Origin of the sequence: Treponema peruense (assembly GCF_016117655.1) — a bacterium.
GTDB lineage: Bacteria > Spirochaetota > Spirochaetia > Treponematales > Treponemataceae > Treponema_D > Treponema_D peruense.
Genome location: NZ_CP064936.1, coordinates 1,933,830 through 1,951,992 on the forward strand (window position 1 = coordinate 1,933,830; position 18,163 = coordinate 1,951,992).

An 18,163-nucleotide genomic window follows, 5' to 3' on the forward strand; every position below is an offset into this window, starting at 1 on the left:
TTCCTATTAAATTACAGCTTAAAAACTAAGCGTCAATGTCGGCATTACCAAGCAGATGCTTTTCTATAAAAGAGCGGCGCTCGGGAGTATTCTTTCCCATATAAAAACCTAGAAGTTTGGGAACCATCTTAAGCTGGCTTATTTCTACCGGAGTAAGATGGATTGTTTCGGGTGCAATAAAATCCTTGAATTCACCGGGGCTTATTTCTCCCAGTCCCTTGAATCGTGTAGTTTCGCAGGAAGCACCGAGTCTTGACTGGGCCTTATCGCGTTCTTCTTCGGAATAGCAGTAGACATTTTCTTTTTTATTGCGCACGCGGAACAGCGGGGTTTCAAGAATATAAACGCGGCCCGACGTTACAAGTTCTTCAAAGTATCCGAGGAAAAATGTCATAACAAGATTGCGTATATGAAAACCGTCGTTATCGGCATCGGTTGCAATTACAATCTTTGAATACTTGAGGTTTCCTACATCCTGCTCAATTCCCAAAGCCATCATAAGCTGGTAAAGTTCGTCATTTTTGTAGATTTCGCTCTGTTTTTTGCCGTACATGTTTTCGGGCTTTCCGCGCAGACTGAATATTGCCTGGTAATCTGCATTGCGCGAGTGCGTCATTGTTCCGGAAGCAGAGTTTCCTTCCGTAATAAAAATCATGCTTTCTTCGCCTTTGGGACCGTCCTGTACATGATAGCGGCAGTCCTTGAGTTTTGGAATGCGGATGCTTATTTTGCGTGCAGCTTCTTTTGCTTCTTTTTTAACGGCACTAAGTTCGGTGCGCAGTTTTTCATTTGCCTGAATCTTTTCCTGGATTTTTTTTGCAGCTTCAGGATTGTGGTGAAGCCAGTCGTCAAGCCCGCTCTGGGTTTCTCCCATAATCCACTGGCGTATGTCTGTATTGCCCAGCTTGTTTTTTGTCTGGCTTTCAAAAACAGGATCCTTTACCTTTACAAGAACTGCAGCGGTAATTCCCTCACGTATATCTTCGCTCTTGTAGCTTGTTCCGTAAAAGTCGTTTATTCCCTTTACAAAGCCTTCCTTAAATGCGCTTAAGTGGGTTCCGCCGTCTGCAGTATACTGGCCGTTAACAAAAGAAAAATAATTTTCACCATAAGCGTTTGAATGTGTAAATGCAAACTTAAGATGGTCGCTGGAATAACTTCCTATCGGGTAAAGGCATTCAGTGTCAATTTCTTTTGCAAGAAGATCCAAAAGTCCGTTGTCACTTTTGTACGCTGTTCCGTTCAGATAAAGTGTAAGACCAGAATTCAGATAGGCGTAGTTCCAGATACGGCGCTCAACGAATTCCATATTATAATCGTATTTTCCGAAAACATCTGTATCGGGAACAAATTCAAAATAAGTTCCGTTGTGGGTCTTCTGCTTGAGTGTTCCCTGTTTCTGGGATACAAGTTTTCCTTTTTCAAAAACCGCTTCGGCACACTGACCGTCACGTACCGAAACAACCCTGAAATAAGAGGACAAAGCGTTAACGGCTTTTGTTCCGACTCCGTTCATTCCGACAGAAAACTGAAAGACATCGTCGTTGTATTTTGCACCTGTATTGATCTGGCTTACACAGTCAACTACTTTACCCAAAGGAATTCCGCGTCCAAAGTCCCTTACCTTAACGCGGTTGTCCTTTACTTCGATATCTATTCTTGAACCGAAGCCCATAATGTATTCGTCAATTGAATTATCTATAACTTCCTTAAGAAGAACATAAATTCCATCATTCTGGTTTGTTCCGTCACCAAGGCGGCCTATGTACATTCCGCTTCTTAAACGGATGTGTTCAAGTGCATCAAGATGAATTACCTGGCTTTCATCGTAAGTTTTTACAGTTTTTGCAACAGAAACTTTTTTCTGTTCTGGAACTTTTTTTGCAGAAACAGGAGCTGCCGCTGTTTTTGGCTCTGTCTTTGTCTTAACGGCAGCCGCTTTTGATTCGGCTTTAGGTACAACTTTTGATACTGTTTTTGTCTTTGCAGCCGTTTTGGCAGTTACCTTTGCCACACTCTTTTTTGCTGTTGTTTTTGTTGAAGTCCCGGCTTTTTTTGCAGCAACTGTCTTTGTTGTTTTTGAAGATGCTGTTTTTGCGGAATCTTTTTTTGAACCTGACTTGGAAGCAGTCTTTTTTACGACCGCAGATGTTTTCTTTTCAGTTTTTACACCCATAGCCTTATATTATACCCCCGTCATGAAGTTTAGTCTACCATAGACGGCGTAACGGTGTAAAAGAGGTAACACAAAGAGCATTGTTTTACACAACAGGCTGTTTAAAATAAAAAAAACCGGCATCTACCTACTTTCCCGCTTTCGCAGTATCATCGGCGTAAAAGAGCTTGACTTCCGTGTTCGGTATGGGAACGGGTATTGCCTCTTTACTATGGACACCAGTAATGGAAAAAATATTACTACAGTGTTAAAAAAAAGTAAAGAGGGGGGCTTTCTATGTGTCTAAAAATGCGATGTTCCACATTTCTATAATATAACGACGTGGAACATCGCATTTTCAAAGTTGCATCTATAGTTGTACCCTAAATATAATTCTCCAGTAATTTAAGTTTTCCTTAAAAATTTTCTTCCTGCGCGGAATCATCCTACATTGCCGTTTTTATAGACGCTTGCAGTAAGATACTGTCCGCCGGCGCCGATCTTCTTTCCGTCAATTTCAACGAATCCGTCTTTTGTATAAAGCGGCATGTCAAAGAATTTGTCTGCCTTAACGTAGCAGAGTTTTTCTTCGGGAACAGAATATCCTTCGGGTTCAAGGATTGTTCCGGCTTCAAACTGCGGCGCAAACAGAACCTCGCATGTCTCGTGCTCATCGTCAGAAGAAGGATCCGATGCCGCAAGAAGCATTCCGTTGCTGCGTACCCCGCGGAAGTTGGCCGGCTTGAGATTGTAAACAATAACAATATTTTTGTCCAAAAGTTCTTCTGCCTTATAGAACGGAACAATTGAACTTACAATCTGCCTTTCTTCTTCATCACCCGTGTTGAGGGTAAGAATATATAGAAGACTTCCGCCGGGATGCTGTTCAACCTTAACAATTTTTGCAACCTTGAGTATAACTTTTTTACTGAAACGCTCGGCAAGGGGCATTTCCTGTTCCAAAACCTTATTTTCTTCCATTTTATCCTCCATTTTATTATACGACGGCATTATACAGGCAAACTTGTTTGTAATCAACAACTGTAAGTTTTCAAGACTGGCGGAATATTCACTGTTCTTAAAATATTTTTATGTTAAAAATTAACCCGAAACTAACACAATATTAACAGAATAATAAAAAAGCGGTTCTAGCATAACGCCATGGAAAATATCAAATGTTATACAAACAGGGAACTTTCCTGGCTGCAGTTCAACGAGCGCGTACTTGATGAAGCCGGAAACCCACGTGTTCCCCTTGCAGAAAGACTCACTTTTGCTTCTATTTACCAGACAAACCTGGACGAATTTTTTATGGTTCGAGTCGGAACCCTTATGGTTCAAATGAATTCCGGGGAAGAAATCCGCGAAAACAAAACAAATATGACCAGCGCCGAACAGGTTAGCGCTATTTTGGAAAGGGTAAAGGAACTTGAACTTAAAAAAGCCCGCATTTACGAACAGCTCATGGGCGAAATTGACCCTTACGGAATTCACATAATAAACTTCAATAAACTTTCAGAAAGTGAAGGCGAAGTTCTGGAAAATTATTTTGACAACAACATTGCGCCTTTCCTGTCACCAATGATAATAGGCAAGCAGCAGCCGTTCCCCTTCCTTAACAACAAACAACTTTACGCTTACGTGATTCTTTCAAGCAAAAACGGCAAGACCAAAGTCGGAATCGTTCCCTGCACAAACAGTGTATTTTCCCGCCTTATAGAAATTCCGTCACGCCCCGGAACCTTTATGCTGTGCGAAGAACTCATACTTCACTTTGTTTCAAAACTTTACGAAAACTATACGGTAAAGGAAAAGTCCGTAATAAGAATCACCCGTAACGCAGACATTGATGCCGCTGATGTTTATGACGAAGATCTTGACTACAGGAACTTTATGGAACACCTCATCAAGCAGAGAACGCGGTTAAGCCCCGTAAGGCTTGAAATGAGCAGGATTATAAATGAAAAGTCAAAAATTGAACTTGCCTCAAGTGTAGGAATTTCACCGCTTCATATAATCAACGAACAGACACCGCTGGACATGAGTTTTGTGTTCCAGATTCAGGACCGGCTGCATACAAAACCCGGCCTTTTCTACAAAAAGCGTTCTCCGCGCCCGTCACTCTCACTCGACCTGCGCAAAAGCATAATCGCGCAGATAGAAAAAAAAGATGTGCTTCTTTCCTACCCGTTTGAAAGCATGAAGCCTTTTATAAACATGCTGCACGAAGCCGCCGATGACACAAGCGTTGTTTCAATAAAGATGACACTGTACAGGGTTGCAGACAAAAGCAAAATTATTGACGCACTTATCGAAGCGGCCGAAAACGGCAAAGAAGTTGTTGTTCTCATTGAACTAAGGGCAAGATTTGACGAAGCAAACAACATAGAAATGTCGCGCAGACTCGAAGAAGCCGGATGCAGAATAATTTACGGGCTGGGAGACTACAAAGTTCACTCAAAACTCTGTCTCATAACGCGCCACACAAAAGACGGTCTTTCCTATATTACACAGATTGGAACAGGAAACTACAACGAAAAAACTTCAAGACTTTATACCGACCTTTCGCTCATAACAGCAGACCAGAAAATAGGAAGCGATGCGGCAAACGTATTCAGGGCACTTCTTCTTGGTGAAACTGTTGAATCGACCGACTGCCTCCTTGTAGCGCCAAACTGCCTTCAGAACAAAATACTTGAGCTCATGGACAGCGAAATAAAAAAAGCAGCCGAAGGAAAAAAGGCCTACATCGGAATAAAAATCAATTCCCTTACAGACAAAGTTATAATCGACAAGCTTATAAAATCTTCTGAAGCCGGTGTAAGAATAGAACTCATTATAAGAGGAATATGCTGCCTTGTTCCGCAGATTCACGGCAAAACAGACAACATAAAAATCATAAGCATAGTAGGCCGCTATCTTGAACACTCAAGAATATACATTTTCGGCGACGGGGAAAATCCTTCGGAACAGAAAATCTATATAGGTTCTGCCGACTTTATGACAAGAAACACGGAACGCCGCGTAGAAGTTGCAGTACCTGTTTACGACCAGGACATAAAAAACAGACTGCTGCATATCTTCAACACGGCAATGTCCGACACAGAAAAGGGAAAAGAACTTGGAAACGACAGAATATACCGTTCAAGATATACTGAATCAGAAAAATCTGTAAACTCGCAGGAAATTTTCTACGATGAAACATACAGACCTTCAGCCATAAAAAACGCATAAAGACAAACGGAACAGGAGCCAATATGAGAATAGGAATACTTACAAGCGGCGGTGACTGCCAGGCACTCAATGCAGCAATGAGAGGCTGTGCAAAAGCAATTTACGAAAAGGATGACAAAGCTGAAATTATCGGAATAGAAGACGGCTACACGGGTCTTATCTACGGAAAATGCCGGCAGATGAAGAAAGAAGATTTTTCGGGCATTCTCAACAACGGCGGAACAATACTCGGTTCATCACGCCAGCCGTTCAAGATGATAGACACGCCTGATGAAAACGGACTGCAGAAAGTTCCGGCAATGATTGCAAATTACAAAAAATGGAAGCTAGACTGCCTGGTAATTCTTGGCGGAAACGGAACACACAAAACGGCAAAGCGGCTTTCTGACGAAGGGCTCAACGTTGTTACACTTCCCAAAACAATTGACAACGACATCTACGGAACAGACATGACATTCGGCTTCCAGAGTGCAGTAGAAATTGCGACACATGCCATTGACTGCATTCACACAACAGCCGCGTCACACAGCAGAATTTTCATTGTAGAAATAATGGGTCACAAAACAGGATGGCTTACACTCACCTCCGGAATAGCAGGCGGAGCAGACATAATACTCATTCCCGAAATTCCCTACGACATGGACAAAATACTCAAGTGCATAGAAAAACGTGATTCAGCCGGAAAACGCTTTACAATCATCGCAGTAGCCGAAGGAGCAATTTCAAAACAGGACGCCCTTCTTCCCAAAAAGGAATACAAGAAAAAGCTGCGTGAAAACCCGTCAGTTTCGTTCAGCATCGCCGCCGAAATTCAGGCAAAGACAGGAAAAGACGTAAGGGTAACAATCCCCGGTCACACACAGCGCGGCGGCTCACCCTGCCCTTATGACAGAGTACTTGCTTCAAGAATGGGAGCAGCGGCAGCACAGTTTATTTCAGAAAAGAAATTCGGTGTAATGGCAGGAATTATAGACGACAAAATAATTCCTGTTCCGCTTTCCGAAGTTGCAGGAAAACTCAAGACCGTAGAACCAGACAACCAGACAATCACCAACGCGCGTGAACTGGGAATCTGTATGGGAAACTGAGTCAATTGCAAAAAGCCGCCTCTGCAAGTCCCGGTGACATCTGTACAAGAGCATTTTAGTTGGGATATAATGGAAGTATAGATAAAGCCCCCATGGAACTTCATCTATACTAATTTTCTTCCCTGAGAGGTGGTGTATGCCTGTTAAAATGATTGGAATCCTGCTGCTGGTTGTGCTTGTTGCAGTTCTTACAGGATTCAATATAGAAAATACCTGTACAATATGGTTCTTCCATAACTTTTCAAATATTCCGGTATTTGCGGCTCTTCTGGGTGCTTTTCTTGCCGGAGTTATCGTCACAATTCCTTTTACATTCATGAAGTCTTCGTGCAAATCAAAAAAAGATTCATGTGACAAAAAGAAGGAAGAAATTCCGGAAACAAAAATCCCTGCAGTAAAAGAAGAAGAGCCTCTTTCGGAGACAAAATCAGAATGAAAAAAACATGCGCTGCCTTAATTGCCGCAATCCTTGTTCCGGCATGCCTTTACGCACAGAATACAAAAAAGACAGCCGCTTCAATCAAAGAAGAAAGTCTTTCGCAGGAATCAGTACAGGACGCTGTAATCTTTTTGAAAAACAGTCTGGACAGTGCGGCAACACCTGCAGACAAGCGCTCAATCCTTTACTTTACAGGCACAATGCAGGAACAACTCGGTCTCTATTCTGACGCCTGCAAATCCTATACAAAAGCCGCGGGAATTGCTGCAGCAGACGCAGCCGGAATGCCCAAAGTCTCTTCTGAACAGCTTGTCATAAATGCAGTAAGGACAAGCCTTTGTTCCGGCGACTGGGAAACAGCAGACTCTTACCTTAACAGTGCGGTTCGTTCTTCAAAAAACAAAACAATTCTTGCTTACGTAAATCTTTATTCTGTATGGAGTTCGCTTTGTAAAGCCACTTCTGTGCAGGAAACACGGGATTCTGTTTCGCTTCTGAAAGCTTATTCCGCGATGGATTCAATGAAAGATGTAAGGCCGGCAGTTCTTCTGACGCTCTGGTACATTACGTCTGACGCTGAATATTCGGCAGAACTCAGGGCAGAATATCCTTCAAGCCCGGAAGCCGCAATTACAGAAGGCAACGCGCAGATAATGAGTGTTCCGTTCTGGTATTTTGTTCCGCGCAATACAGCAGCACAGACTGTTCCGGCTACAGACAAAAAGTCAGAAATAAAAACGCAATCTTCTTCTGCAGATGCTTCTGCCACAACTGCGGAATCACCCAAGGCAAAAAAACAGCAGCTTGGTTTTTACAAAGAAGAAGAAAATGCAAATGCCAGCATACAAAGACTCAAGGAAAAGGGCTTTGACGCATATTCTGTTCCCGAAAAAAGAAAATCGGGAACAACCTATTACGCTGTCGTAGTAGATGAAAATGCAGAAGGAACAATGGGACAAAAACTCAAAAACGCTGGCTTTGAATGCTACCCGGTTTTTGAATAATCGCGCACTCCCCGCCGCAACCAGGTTCAAGACAACAGTCAGCTCTTATAGCGCTCTTGCATCAGGCGATTGAAAGAAACAAAATTAATCACTATAATATATCAATTATGAGCAATGAGAATTCAAGCGGAACAAACCGCAGCACAAACGAACTTTGCCACTGGGCTGACCAGCAGGCGGCAAAAATAATAAAAGAAAAAGGTGACCTTCCGCTTTATACATGCGCCAGCGGAATCACTCCGAGCGGAACAGTACACATTGGAAACTTCCGCGAAATAATCACTGTAGATCTTATAGTACGCGCTCTTAAAGACAGGGGCAAGAATGTAAGATTCATTTACTCCTGGGACGACTATGATGTATTCAGAAAAGTTCCGGCAAACATGCCTCATCCCGAAGAACTCGAAAAATACCTGCGCTACCCTATCACAATGGTTCCCGACACATTCGGCCGTGATGAAAACTATGCACGCCACCACGAAGTAGACATAGAAAAAGAACTGCCGCGCGTAGGAATTTATCCTGAATTCCTTTACCAGGCAAGCAGATACAGAGCAAACCGCTACACAGAGGGCATGAAAAAAGCCCTTCAGAACCGCCAGCTCATAAAAGAATGCCTTAATGAATACCGCGACGAGCAGCACAAAATGAAGGCAGAAGACGTTTACTGGCCTATTTCGGCATTCTGCTGCAAATGCAACAAGGACACAACAGAAATTCTTGACTACGACGGTGAATACGGTGTTACTTACAAGTGCACCAGTTGCGGCCACGAAGAACACGGAGACCTGCGCACATCAAAGGAATTCAAGCTTGGCTGGCGTGTAGACTGGCCAATGAGATGGAATGAAGAAAAAGTCGTATTTGAGCCGGGCGGAAAAGACCATATAAGTCCGGGCGGAAGTTACGACACTGCAAAACTTGTAAGCAAAAAAATCTACGGCTGGGACGCACCTGTTACATTCAGATACGACTTTGTAAACCTCAAGGGAATTCCCGGAAAAATGTCATCTTCAAAGGGAAAAGTTATTTCTCTCGTAGATGCACTTTTGGTTTACCAGCCCGAAGTTCTGCGCTACATATTTGCAGGAACAAGACCGAATACAGAATTTGCAATCAGCTTTGATCTTGACGTTCTTAAAATCTACGAAGACTACGACAAGACAGAAAGAATTGCATGGGGAATAGACAAACCAAAGAGCGAAGAATTCTTCCTTAAAGAAAAGAGAATTTACGAGCTTTCACAGATTGAATGCGGAATGCCAAAGGTTATGCCGTACCAGATTGGTCTGCGTCAGCTTACGACACTTCTGTGCATTTACGAAGGCAATGTAGACGCGGTAATTGATTCGCTCAAGGATGTAAAACCCGAACAGAGGGAAACTCTTCGCCGCAGATGTGAATGCGCATGGTTCTGGGTAACAGAATGTGCTCCCGAAAACTTCAGGTTTGCGCTCACTCAGGGCGGAACAAAAGCGACGGACTTGACAGCACCTGAATACGGAATGCTCAAGACCGTTTACACAGATGTTCTTCCTGTAATGGACTCAATTACAGAAGACAAAGAACTTGCACAGAAAATCTATGACGTAGCAACAAACGCAGGACAGGACTCAAAACTTCTGTTCCACGCGCTTTACCACGCTCTTATAGGAAAAGACCAGGGTCCAAGACTCGCCAGTTTCTTCAGAATCATAGGCCGTCAGAAACTCGAAAACATTCTTAAAGTCTACGCGGAATAAACAAAGGGGGCTGTCTCGTACTTTTGAGACAGCCCCCTTTGTTTTCTAATCTAATCTATTCTATTCCACAAGTATCCCGCGGAAGGTGTTGCCGTTAAGACTTTCTATTTTTACCGTGACAAATTTTCCTATAAGTGATGCAGGTGCTTCAAAGGCGACTCTTTCATTGCGTTCTGTTTTTGCAAGAAGTTCTTTTGGGTTGTCGCGGCTAATTATATCTGCAAGAACTTTTTCTGTTCGGCCTACATAGCGGCTCATAACAGACGAAGTAATTTTAAGCTGGGTATCTATAACTTTCTGAAGGCGCGCTTTTTTTACTTCCACCGGAATCTGGTCTTCCATAACCGCGGCCGGTGTTCCTTCTCGCGGATTGTAATAGTACATGAATGCAGACTCATACTGAACTTCTTTCATAAGTGAAAGCACTTCTTCAAAATCTTCATCGCTCTCTCCGGGAAATCCCAGCATAATATCTGTAGTAAGGGCAGCATCGGGAACAGCCGCTTTTATTTTATTTACAAGAACAAGATAATCTTCTCTGGTGTAGCGGCGATTCATTGCCTTAAGAATTTTTGTTGAACCATGCTGAACAGCAACGTGAAGGCCCGTACAGACATGTCTGTTTGAAGCAATTTCCTGAATAAGTTCATCAGAAAAATCTTTTGGATTGCTTGACTCAAACCTTATCCATTCTATGCTCGATTTTTTTTCATCAATGTACGCGCCGATTTTTTTAAGAAGTCCCGGAAAATTGAGTCCGTCTTCGCCACGGTAAGAATTTACATTTTGTCCAAGAAGTGTAATTTCTTTTACTCCCCTCGCAGAAAGAATATCAAGTTCGTGCAGAATCTGATCCAGCGGTCTTGAAACTTCGCGACCCCTTACATAGGGAACAATGCAGTACGAACAGAAATTATTGCATCCGTGCATAATCGGAACAAAAGCAGAAAACGCACCTTCTTCATAAGAAGTTTCTGCAAAAGTATAAACAGGGGAATCGTCAATTTCAAAAGGTTTTCTTCCTTCTTCTACTGCAGTAATTATGTCACCGAATTTATTTTTTGCATAAGTTCCCACAACGTAGTCAACGACAGGCCATTCTTTCTGCAAAGATTTCAATAGACGTTCGGCCATGCATCCCATGACAATTACAGTAAGGGTAACCGGACCATTTTTTTTGACATACTCTGCTGCTGTTTCCATGCTGCGTGTCTTTGCATTCGGTTCCATATGTCGCACGGCTTTTAGTCCGCTGTAAAAACCAAGTCTTCCAAAAATGCGCGTTTCTGCTGTGGCGCGAACAGAACATGTGTTTATTACAACGACATCCGCAAGCTGAACATCATCTGCCTTTTTCCATCCGCGTGAAATAAAAATCTGCTCAACAGCGGCAGACTCAGAAAGATTCATCTCGCATCCGTATGTTTCAAAAAAATAAGTCATTTTTCTTCCCTTAAAAAAACAGTATTAAATTCAGCCGTTATATTCAGCGCAGGCGTAGGCATTGTGATTGTGAATGCTTTCAAAATTTTCACATTCAACCTTGAACCAGGAAAATGGTTTTTCACTTCCCTTAAAATTTTTGAGAGCAATGTAAACTTCGCGTACAACATCTTCTACAAAACGAGGATTGTCATAGGCATGTTCGGTAACATATTTTTCATCATTGCGCTTAAGAAGACTGTAAAGCCCGCTCGAAGCAGAAGATTCTATGGCTTCAATTACATCTTCAATCCAAAAAAGACTCTTGTTTGAAAGAGTAACCGTAACAATTCCGCGCTGGTTGTGTGCACCATATTCACTTATTGCCTTTGAACACGGACAGACAGTCGTAACCGGAACTTCTATCTTAAGGCGGAAATCTTCTGTATTTTTTTTCGTAACAGAATCAAAGGCAACATCTCCCTCGTAAGTGCAAGTATAACACATGATGCTCTTTTCGCGGGAAACCGGCGCACTCTTTTCCATAAAAAACGGAAACTTCATTGAACCGAATGCACGTTCCGCAGAAAGCGATTCACGGATTTCTGACAGCATGACAAGAAACTGCCTCATTCCAAGATTTCTGTAGTGCCTGTGGAATATGTCAATAAATCTGGACATGTGTGTTCCCTTGTAATCATGCGGAAGATTAACATAAAGGTCCACGCTTGCCGTAGTCATCTGCGTTCCGTTTTTTTTGTCCAAAACACTAACAGGATATTTTAGTTTTCGTACACCGACTTTTTCAAGCGGAATTTCCCTTGTGTCAGGTGTACTCTGTAAATCTATCAAATTATTTTCCTTCAGCCAAAGAAATATTTTCTGCTGCTTCAAGCGTATTGTAAATAAGCATTGCAATTGTCATGGGTCCTACTCCTCCCGGAACAGGTGTAATATAACCGGCAACTTCCTTTACACTGTCATAGTCAACGTCGCCAATCAGCCTGAACCCGGATTTTTTAGAAGAATCGGGAATGCGGTTAACACCGACGTCAATTACTGCAGCACCGCTTTTTACCATATCTGCAGTTACCGTATGCGGATGGCCTGAAGCGACAATAAGAATATCAGCTTTTTTTGTATACTCTGCAAGATTTTTTGTACCGGTATGGCAGACTGTAACAGTCGCGTTGTATTCACGGCGCAAAAGAAGAAGAGCCATAGGTTTTCCTACAATATTACTGCGGCCAATAACAACCGTATTTGCACCGTCTGTCGCAACACCCGCTTTTTTAAGAAGAACTGCAATTCCGTGCGGTGTACAGGGAAGAAATCCTTTTTCACCTGAAAGAAGTTTTCCTACGTTAACCGGGTGGAATCCGTCAACATCTTTTTCGGGAGAAATTGCGTTTGTTACCTTTTTTTCATCAATATGCTTCGGAAGGGGAAGCTGAACAAGTATTCCGTGTACAGAAGAATCTTCGTTAAGCTCATGAATCAAATCCAGAACCTGCTGTTCCGTAGCTGTTTCGGGAAGAAGAACACTTTTGTCGGCCATTCCGGCTGCAGCCAGAGCCTTGCGCTTACCTGTAACATAACTTACACTTGCAGGATTTTCCCCAACAAGAATAACGGCCAGACACGGAACAATTCCGCGCGACTTAAGTCCTTCCACTTTTTTTGCAACATCTGCCTTCACTTCTTCGGCAACAGCTTTTCCGTCAATCACAATAGCGCTCATAATGTAACCTTCCGTTGAATAAGTTTTTTATAGGTTGAAAAAACACAGCAATTTAACTATAATTGGGAATTGTACAAAATTTTCAAATAAATTGCCATAGCGCGTGTTTTAATAAAGTGAGGACTTATGAAAAGACTTCCGGCTCTTGCCTGCATGATGATTCTTTGCCTGGCACCAATTGCAGCCCAGAACGATACCACAGAAGAAGAACAGGATATTCAGGTTTTTAACACAGATATGATTCAGGAAGGTGACCAGAACATACGCATTTCTCTTGCACCGTCATTCCCGCTTAACTTTCCAGACTTTCCCAGCCTGTTTATGAAAGACAGGCACCAGCTTAGCATAGGCGGAATAGGCTCGCTCGGATACCACTATTTTCTGAACAGCCTTTTTGCAGTTGGTGTAGACATAGGATTCGGCTTTAACGTAACAATAGGAAGCCGTGTACTCAATTATGTACCTTTCCTGGCATCGTTTACTTTCCAGCCCACAGCCGGAAAATTCGAATTTCCCATAAGCATGAACGTCGGTTTTGCGTGGGAATCGTACAGCAACTACAATTACTTTCCTGGACTTATCCTTAAACCCGAAGCAGGTGTTCACTACAGGCTTACCAGCGGCTGGTCACTGGGACTTGAAGTTGCGTACATGTTTATGCCGCAGTTTAACAAACTTTACGACAGCAGCAGGGAAAACTTCTACGGACAGTTTCTTACCTCTTCCATCGTGGCACGCTATTACTTCTAATTTTGCATAACGGAACAATTTATATGAAAAAGACATTCGGAAAAACGCTTGTAAAAATACTTTCAGTAGCAGTCTGTTCGTGTGCAGTTCTTTCGATGAACTCCTGTCACGACCCTATTTTTGAAAAAATCAATGAAGAAGTTGCCCTTGAAAAACTGGGAATCAACGGTGACGTTATGTCATTTACCAGATTCGGCGACTACATTTACCTGTCAAACGGTCGCGTTTACTACAAAACCGGCAAGTCATCCGCAAAAACAGGAGAACTGAACGGACAGTGGGACCGCGCAACCCTTCCCCTTACAGAAAGCAATGACGGCTATGAAGTCCCGGCTCTTACCATGTACCTGGCTTCTGACAGCACCACACTTTATGCACTTACATACATGTGGAAAGAAGACACCAGCGACGGCGACCAGCTTGTTGACGAAATACATCTTTTTGCAACCACAGACAAAGATCCTTCTGACGGAACAGACTGGAGAGAAGTGTATTTGTCCTCTATTATAACAGGCACAACCAGCAAAGACCCGTACAGCGCCATACGCGTTATCTTTGATAATCAGGCTTATGCAGAATCAGAAAGAAAAGCCTATGTAAATGTATACAGCAAAGAAAAAAGCGCATACACAATTTACAGACTCAACGGAACAGAAACTCCGACAATGGTTACCGAAGGCTACAAACTCAACGGAACAGCCACTCCGGACGCAATTACCGCAGAAACAGACATGAGCACAGTATGTTCTACTACAACCTACAGCGGAACAGACTTTTTTGCAAACTACCATGCACTTGCTTCTACAGCCAACGGAATCTACTATTCCACAAGCGCAACATCATCTGCATACACAAGTTCGGCAAACCTTTCGGGAAGCGCAACGCTCCACTTTGGCAAGTCTTTTAACAACGGAACATTCACCACTCATACATCAAATGACCTTGGAGCTGGAAGCATACTTTCAATTGCGCCTGCAGCCAATGCACTTCTTTTGGGAACATCATCAGGACTTGGCCGCGTAAATATCTCTACCGACGGAACACCTGAGTCATCTTCTTCTGACTTCAGCAGCAACGGTGACTCGATAATTTCTGAATACGTATTCAAAGTATTTGTCCTTGACCCTTCAAAACAGGAAGACACCGCTTCTAACGAAAACGGAACAGACGAATATGCTGCTTCTACAATTTACGGTTCAATCAGGGGAAGTTCAGACACATTCTCTGAAACAGGACTTTACGCCTACTACCCGTCACGCCATAAATGGAACAGGGACGGAACATCAGACACTTCATCAGGCGGAAACTGATTTTAAATGCCGGATCTCTTTGACGAAAGCCAATTTTCGCATGAACCTCTTGCCGCAAGGATGAGACCAAGAACACTGGACGAATACATCGGACAGGATCATATAGTAGGCAAAGGCAGACTTCTCAGAAGGGCAATTGCGGCAGACCAGCTTACTTCCGTTATTTTTTACGGACCGCCGGGAACAGGAAAGACAACTCTTGCCCGTGTAATAGCAAACCACACGCAGTCCAATTTCATAACACTCAATGCTGTTCTTACCGGTGTTGCAGACATCAGAAAATCAATATCTGAAGCAGAAACCCAGAAGAACATGTATTCCAGAAAGACAATTCTCTTTGTAGATGAAGTTCACCGCTGGAACAAAAGCCAGCAGGACGCCCTTCTTCCGTGGGTAGAAAATGGAACAATAATTCTCATAGGCGCCACTACCGAAAACCCGTTTTTTGAAGTAAACAAAGCCCTTGTAAGCAGAAGCCGCGTTTTTCAGCTTAAGCCGCTCACAAAAGACGACCTTATGCACGCCGCGCACCAGGCTCTTGACGACACAGAACGCGGTTACGGACACTGGAAAGTACAGTTCGAAGAAGGTGCGCTGGAACATCTTGTAGAAACCGCCAACGGAGATGCCCGTTCGCTCCTTAACGCGCTGGAACTCGCCGTCGAAACTACCCCTGAAAAATGGAATCCTTCGGCAACACCGCCTGTTCCGTCCTACGGAAGTACAATTTACATAAGCCGCGAAACTGCAGAAGAATCCATTCAAAAGAAAGTAGTTCTTTACGACCGCGACGGCGACTACCACTACGACATAATTTCTGCATTTATAAAAAGCCTGCGCGGAAGAGACCCCGATGCTGCCTGTTACTGGCTTGCAAGAATGGTAAAAGCAGGCGAAGACCCGGACTTTATTTTCAGAAGAATGCTTATAAGTGCCTGTGAAGATACAGGACTTGCAGACCCGCATGCAATAGAAGTTGTAGAAAGTTGTGCGGCAGCCTTTGACCGTGTAGGAATGCCTGAAGGACGGTATTTTCTGGCACACGCAGCCCTTTACCTGGCAACGGCACCAAAATCAAACAGTTCCATGGCTTTTTTTGACGCGCTTCATTCCGTAGAACAGGAAGACGCAGATGTTCCCAACCACCTCAAGGATTCCAGCCGCGATGCAGAAGGTTTTGGACACGGAGCCGGCTATATGTACCCGCATGCTTACAGGGACCACTGGGTTGCCCAGCAGTATCTTCCCGATGCCCTTGTAGGAAAAGTCTTTTACAATCCTTCTGACCAAGGTTACGAAAACAAAATAAAATCAGAAGTACTTTCCAGACGCGAACTTCAGATTTCGGCAATTCTTGAAAACCAGGGAATAAGCGGTGCAAAAGTAAACCCCGTTTCGCAATGGTGGATGGACGAACATTTTAACTTACCTGCACAAAAAGAAGAAAATCTTACATTCAGCCCGGCTGACGGAACAAAAAATGCAGTTCTGGACAGAGCCGACCGTTCATGGAAGGCAAGGCTTGACTCCAACAGGGCGCAGACACTTCTTCAAATAAGAAACGATATGGAAGAAACTGCCGGTATTTTAAGGCACCACCGCTCACTTATCTGGAATGCAGATGATGCACTTTTACTTTTTGACATAACAAGAAAAGCCCCCGAAGGACTTACATGCGGACTCTGCCGTACAAAAAACGGTTTTGACACGCTCATTCAGTATTCAAAAACGCTTGCAGAACTCGATAAACCGCAGCTTGCACTTATTGAGCCTGATAATTCCACTCTGTTTTTCTCAAAGAACAGTTTTTTGAAGTCTTCACGCAGTTTTGGTGACATTGTATTTGACAGAATTTTCTTCAGAGACATTATTTCCTCTGTGGAAGACATACAGAATTTTGCAGAGGCAATAGACAAAACCTTTTCGGAAACAGAAAATCCAAACCGCGACATAGCTTTTGGCCAAGATGACACACTTAACAAAGATACGCCCGCACTTCTTTCAAAAAATGCACAAATCATTCTCTCACAGCGAATTCCGTGCGCAGGTCAGCACATAAGCGAACTTTTGCTTGAACAAAAAAAGTATGACGAGCAGACAGTGCAGATTCTGAATAAAATGGAAAAGGCTGAATCTGATTTCTTTTCAAACCCGGCAAATCCTCTTTTTAACTGGAACGAAGAAACGGCAGCCAAAGTTTTTGCAAAACACAGTCTTGCGTGCTCATACAAAAGCACTGTAATTACAGAAAAACGCAGAATCTCTGAAAACGAAATAAACCGCTGGTTCAACACAACAGAATCTTCTTACGGAGCAGCAGTTGCACATGAAATCGGTGCCCAAAATGCAGCAAAAGTAGCAGAACTTCTGAAAGCTGCCGCAAAAGACACACTTTTTTCATGGAAAACACGGAATGTTATCTTTAAAATTACAAAGGCATAAACTTTCTCTTGAGGATTCGCTGAATTCGTTGTAAAATAGAATACGGGTGCTTTCTTAAATAAAAGTTTTTGAAGTTTCCCTATATTTTCTGGAGGATTAAAAAAATGAATTTTATTTTTCTCGGACCACCGGGAGCCGGTAAAGGAACACTTGCTGCACAGGTTGCAGAAGAATACGGAATTCCGCACATTTCTACAGGTGATATTTTCAGAGCTGCCATCAAAAACCAGACACCGCTCGGAGTAAAAGTAAAGGCTATCATTGATGCCGGCGGACTTGTAAGCGATGAGATTACATGCGAACTTGTAGATGAAAGACTCAAGAAAGATGACTGCAAAAAAGGATTTATTCTTGACGGATTCCCCCGCACTATTCCGCAGGCAGAAGCTTTGGAAAAGATTTGCCCGGATGTTCAGGTTGTAAATTTCGAAGTAAACAATGACCTTATCATTGCACGCCTAAGCAACCGCCGTGTATGCAAAAGTTGCGGTCAGAACTACAACGTAAAGTTCCTTCCGCCAAAGACAGAAGGAATCTGCGACAAATGCGGTGGCGAACTCTACACCCGTGATGATGACAAGCTTGAGTCAATCACTCACAGACTTGAAGTTTACAGAGAGCAGACAGAGCCTCTTATTAACTTCTACAGAAACATCAACAAGCTTACTGACATAGACAGCGCAAGAGATTCTTCACTTGTACTCGTTGACTTCAAAAAGCTTTTCCCCGCAAAATAGTTTTACGCGGGAACAATAATTTTCTGTTCCCGCGCACAAACAAAAATCCTGCTGACCATTTCAATTGAAACAAATGGTTTTTTATGCTATAATATCCTT

The 18,163-nt window shown here is 43.0% G+C and carries 14 protein-coding genes and 1 rRNA gene; 9 read left to right on the forward strand and 6 right to left on the reverse strand.

The features are described 5' to 3' along the window. Window positions 1–25 precede the first annotated feature (25 nt). From IWA51_RS08905 to IWA51_RS08915, 3 genes are all read right to left on the reverse strand, one after another. Complete coding sequence (locus IWA51_RS08905; protein ID WP_230402639.1) at window positions 26–2,176, reverse strand: toprim domain-containing protein; 2,151 nt, start codon at window positions 2,174–2,176, stop codon at window positions 26–28. 114 nt (window positions 2,177–2,290) lie between these two features. After that, window positions 2,291–2,399 (reverse strand): 5S ribosomal RNA (gene rrf / locus IWA51_RS08910). Between the two features lie 197 nt (window positions 2,400–2,596). Beyond that, complete coding sequence (locus IWA51_RS08915; RefSeq protein WP_230402640.1) at window positions 2,597–3,136, reverse strand: hypothetical protein; 540 nt, start codon at window positions 3,134–3,136, stop codon at window positions 2,597–2,599. 180 nt (window positions 3,137–3,316) lie between these two features. Between IWA51_RS08915 and ppk1 the strand changes: the two genes are divergently transcribed. The 5 genes from ppk1 (at window position 3,317) to lysS (ending at window position 9,662) form a co-directional block, all read left to right on the forward strand. Then, window positions 3,317–5,389 carry a polyphosphate kinase 1 gene (ppk1, locus tag IWA51_RS08920; RefSeq protein ID WP_198442144.1) on the forward strand — a complete coding sequence of 691 codons (2,073 nt, stop codon included), beginning with the start codon at window positions 3,317–3,319 and terminating at the stop codon, window positions 5,387–5,389. A 23-nt stretch (window positions 5,390–5,412) separates the two neighbouring features. Then, window positions 5,413–6,477 carry a 6-phosphofructokinase gene (locus IWA51_RS08925; RefSeq protein ID WP_198442145.1) on the forward strand — a complete coding sequence of 355 codons (1,065 nt, stop codon included), beginning with the start codon at window positions 5,413–5,415 and terminating at the stop codon, window positions 6,475–6,477. A 136-nt stretch (window positions 6,478–6,613) separates the two neighbouring features. Continuing rightward, on the forward strand, window positions 6,614–6,913 hold the full coding sequence (locus IWA51_RS08930) for a hypothetical protein (protein ID WP_198442146.1): 300 nt from the start codon (window positions 6,614–6,616) through the stop codon (window positions 6,911–6,913). After that, a complete protein-coding gene (locus tag IWA51_RS08935; protein ID WP_198442147.1) occupies window positions 6,910–7,920 on the forward strand; it encodes an SPOR domain-containing protein in 1,011 nt (336 codons plus the stop codon). Before IWA51_RS08930 ends, IWA51_RS08935 begins: the two co-directional genes overlap by 4 nt. Window positions 7,921–8,027: 107 nt before the next feature. Next, window positions 8,028–9,662: a lysine--tRNA ligase gene (lysS, locus tag IWA51_RS08940; protein ID WP_198442148.1), complete on the forward strand. Its 1,635-nt coding sequence runs from the start codon at window positions 8,028–8,030 to the stop codon at window positions 9,660–9,662. A gap of 60 nt (window positions 9,663–9,722) precedes the next feature. Here lysS and miaB read toward each other — a convergent pair whose 3' ends face one another. From miaB to folD, 3 genes are read right to left on the reverse strand one after another with little or no spacing between them, the layout of a single operon-like run. Then, window positions 9,723–11,105 (reverse strand): tRNA (N6-isopentenyl adenosine(37)-C2)-methylthiotransferase MiaB, encoded by a 1,383-nt coding sequence (gene miaB, locus IWA51_RS08945; RefSeq protein WP_198442149.1) that lies wholly within the window; start codon window positions 11,103–11,105, stop codon window positions 9,723–9,725. A 30-nt stretch (window positions 11,106–11,135) separates the two neighbouring features. Next, entirely contained in the window at window positions 11,136–11,936 is an 801-nt protein-coding gene (gene folE2 / locus IWA51_RS08950) for a GTP cyclohydrolase FolE2 (RefSeq protein ID WP_198442150.1), read from the reverse strand. 1 nt (window position 11,937) lies between these two features. Beyond that, the gene (gene folD / locus IWA51_RS08955; protein WP_198442151.1) at window positions 11,938–12,825 is read right to left on the reverse strand and encodes a bifunctional methylenetetrahydrofolate dehydrogenase/methenyltetrahydrofolate cyclohydrolase FolD; all 888 of its coding nucleotides are present in this window, start codon (window positions 12,823–12,825) and stop codon (window positions 11,938–11,940) included. A 126-nt stretch (window positions 12,826–12,951) separates the two neighbouring features. On the opposite strand from folD, the gene IWA51_RS08960 reads away from it, so the two are divergent. From IWA51_RS08960 to IWA51_RS08975, 4 genes are all read left to right on the forward strand, one after another. After that, the gene (locus IWA51_RS08960; RefSeq protein ID WP_198442152.1) at window positions 12,952–13,575 is read left to right on the forward strand and encodes a TP0733 family outer membrane beta-barrel protein; all 624 of its coding nucleotides are present in this window, start codon (window positions 12,952–12,954) and stop codon (window positions 13,573–13,575) included. Between the two features lie 23 nt (window positions 13,576–13,598). Beyond that, window positions 13,599–14,885 carry a hypothetical protein gene (locus IWA51_RS08965; protein ID WP_198442153.1) on the forward strand — a complete coding sequence of 429 codons (1,287 nt, stop codon included), beginning with the start codon at window positions 13,599–13,601 and terminating at the stop codon, window positions 14,883–14,885. A gap of 6 nt (window positions 14,886–14,891) precedes the next feature. Beyond that, on the forward strand, window positions 14,892–17,327 hold the full coding sequence (locus tag IWA51_RS08970) for an AAA family ATPase (protein ID WP_198442154.1): 2,436 nt from the start codon (window positions 14,892–14,894) through the stop codon (window positions 17,325–17,327). 104 nt (window positions 17,328–17,431) lie between these two features. Beyond that, on the forward strand, window positions 17,432–18,064 hold the full coding sequence (locus IWA51_RS08975) for an adenylate kinase (RefSeq protein WP_177527586.1): 633 nt from the start codon (window positions 17,432–17,434) through the stop codon (window positions 18,062–18,064). Window positions 18,065–18,163 lie beyond the last annotated feature (99 nt).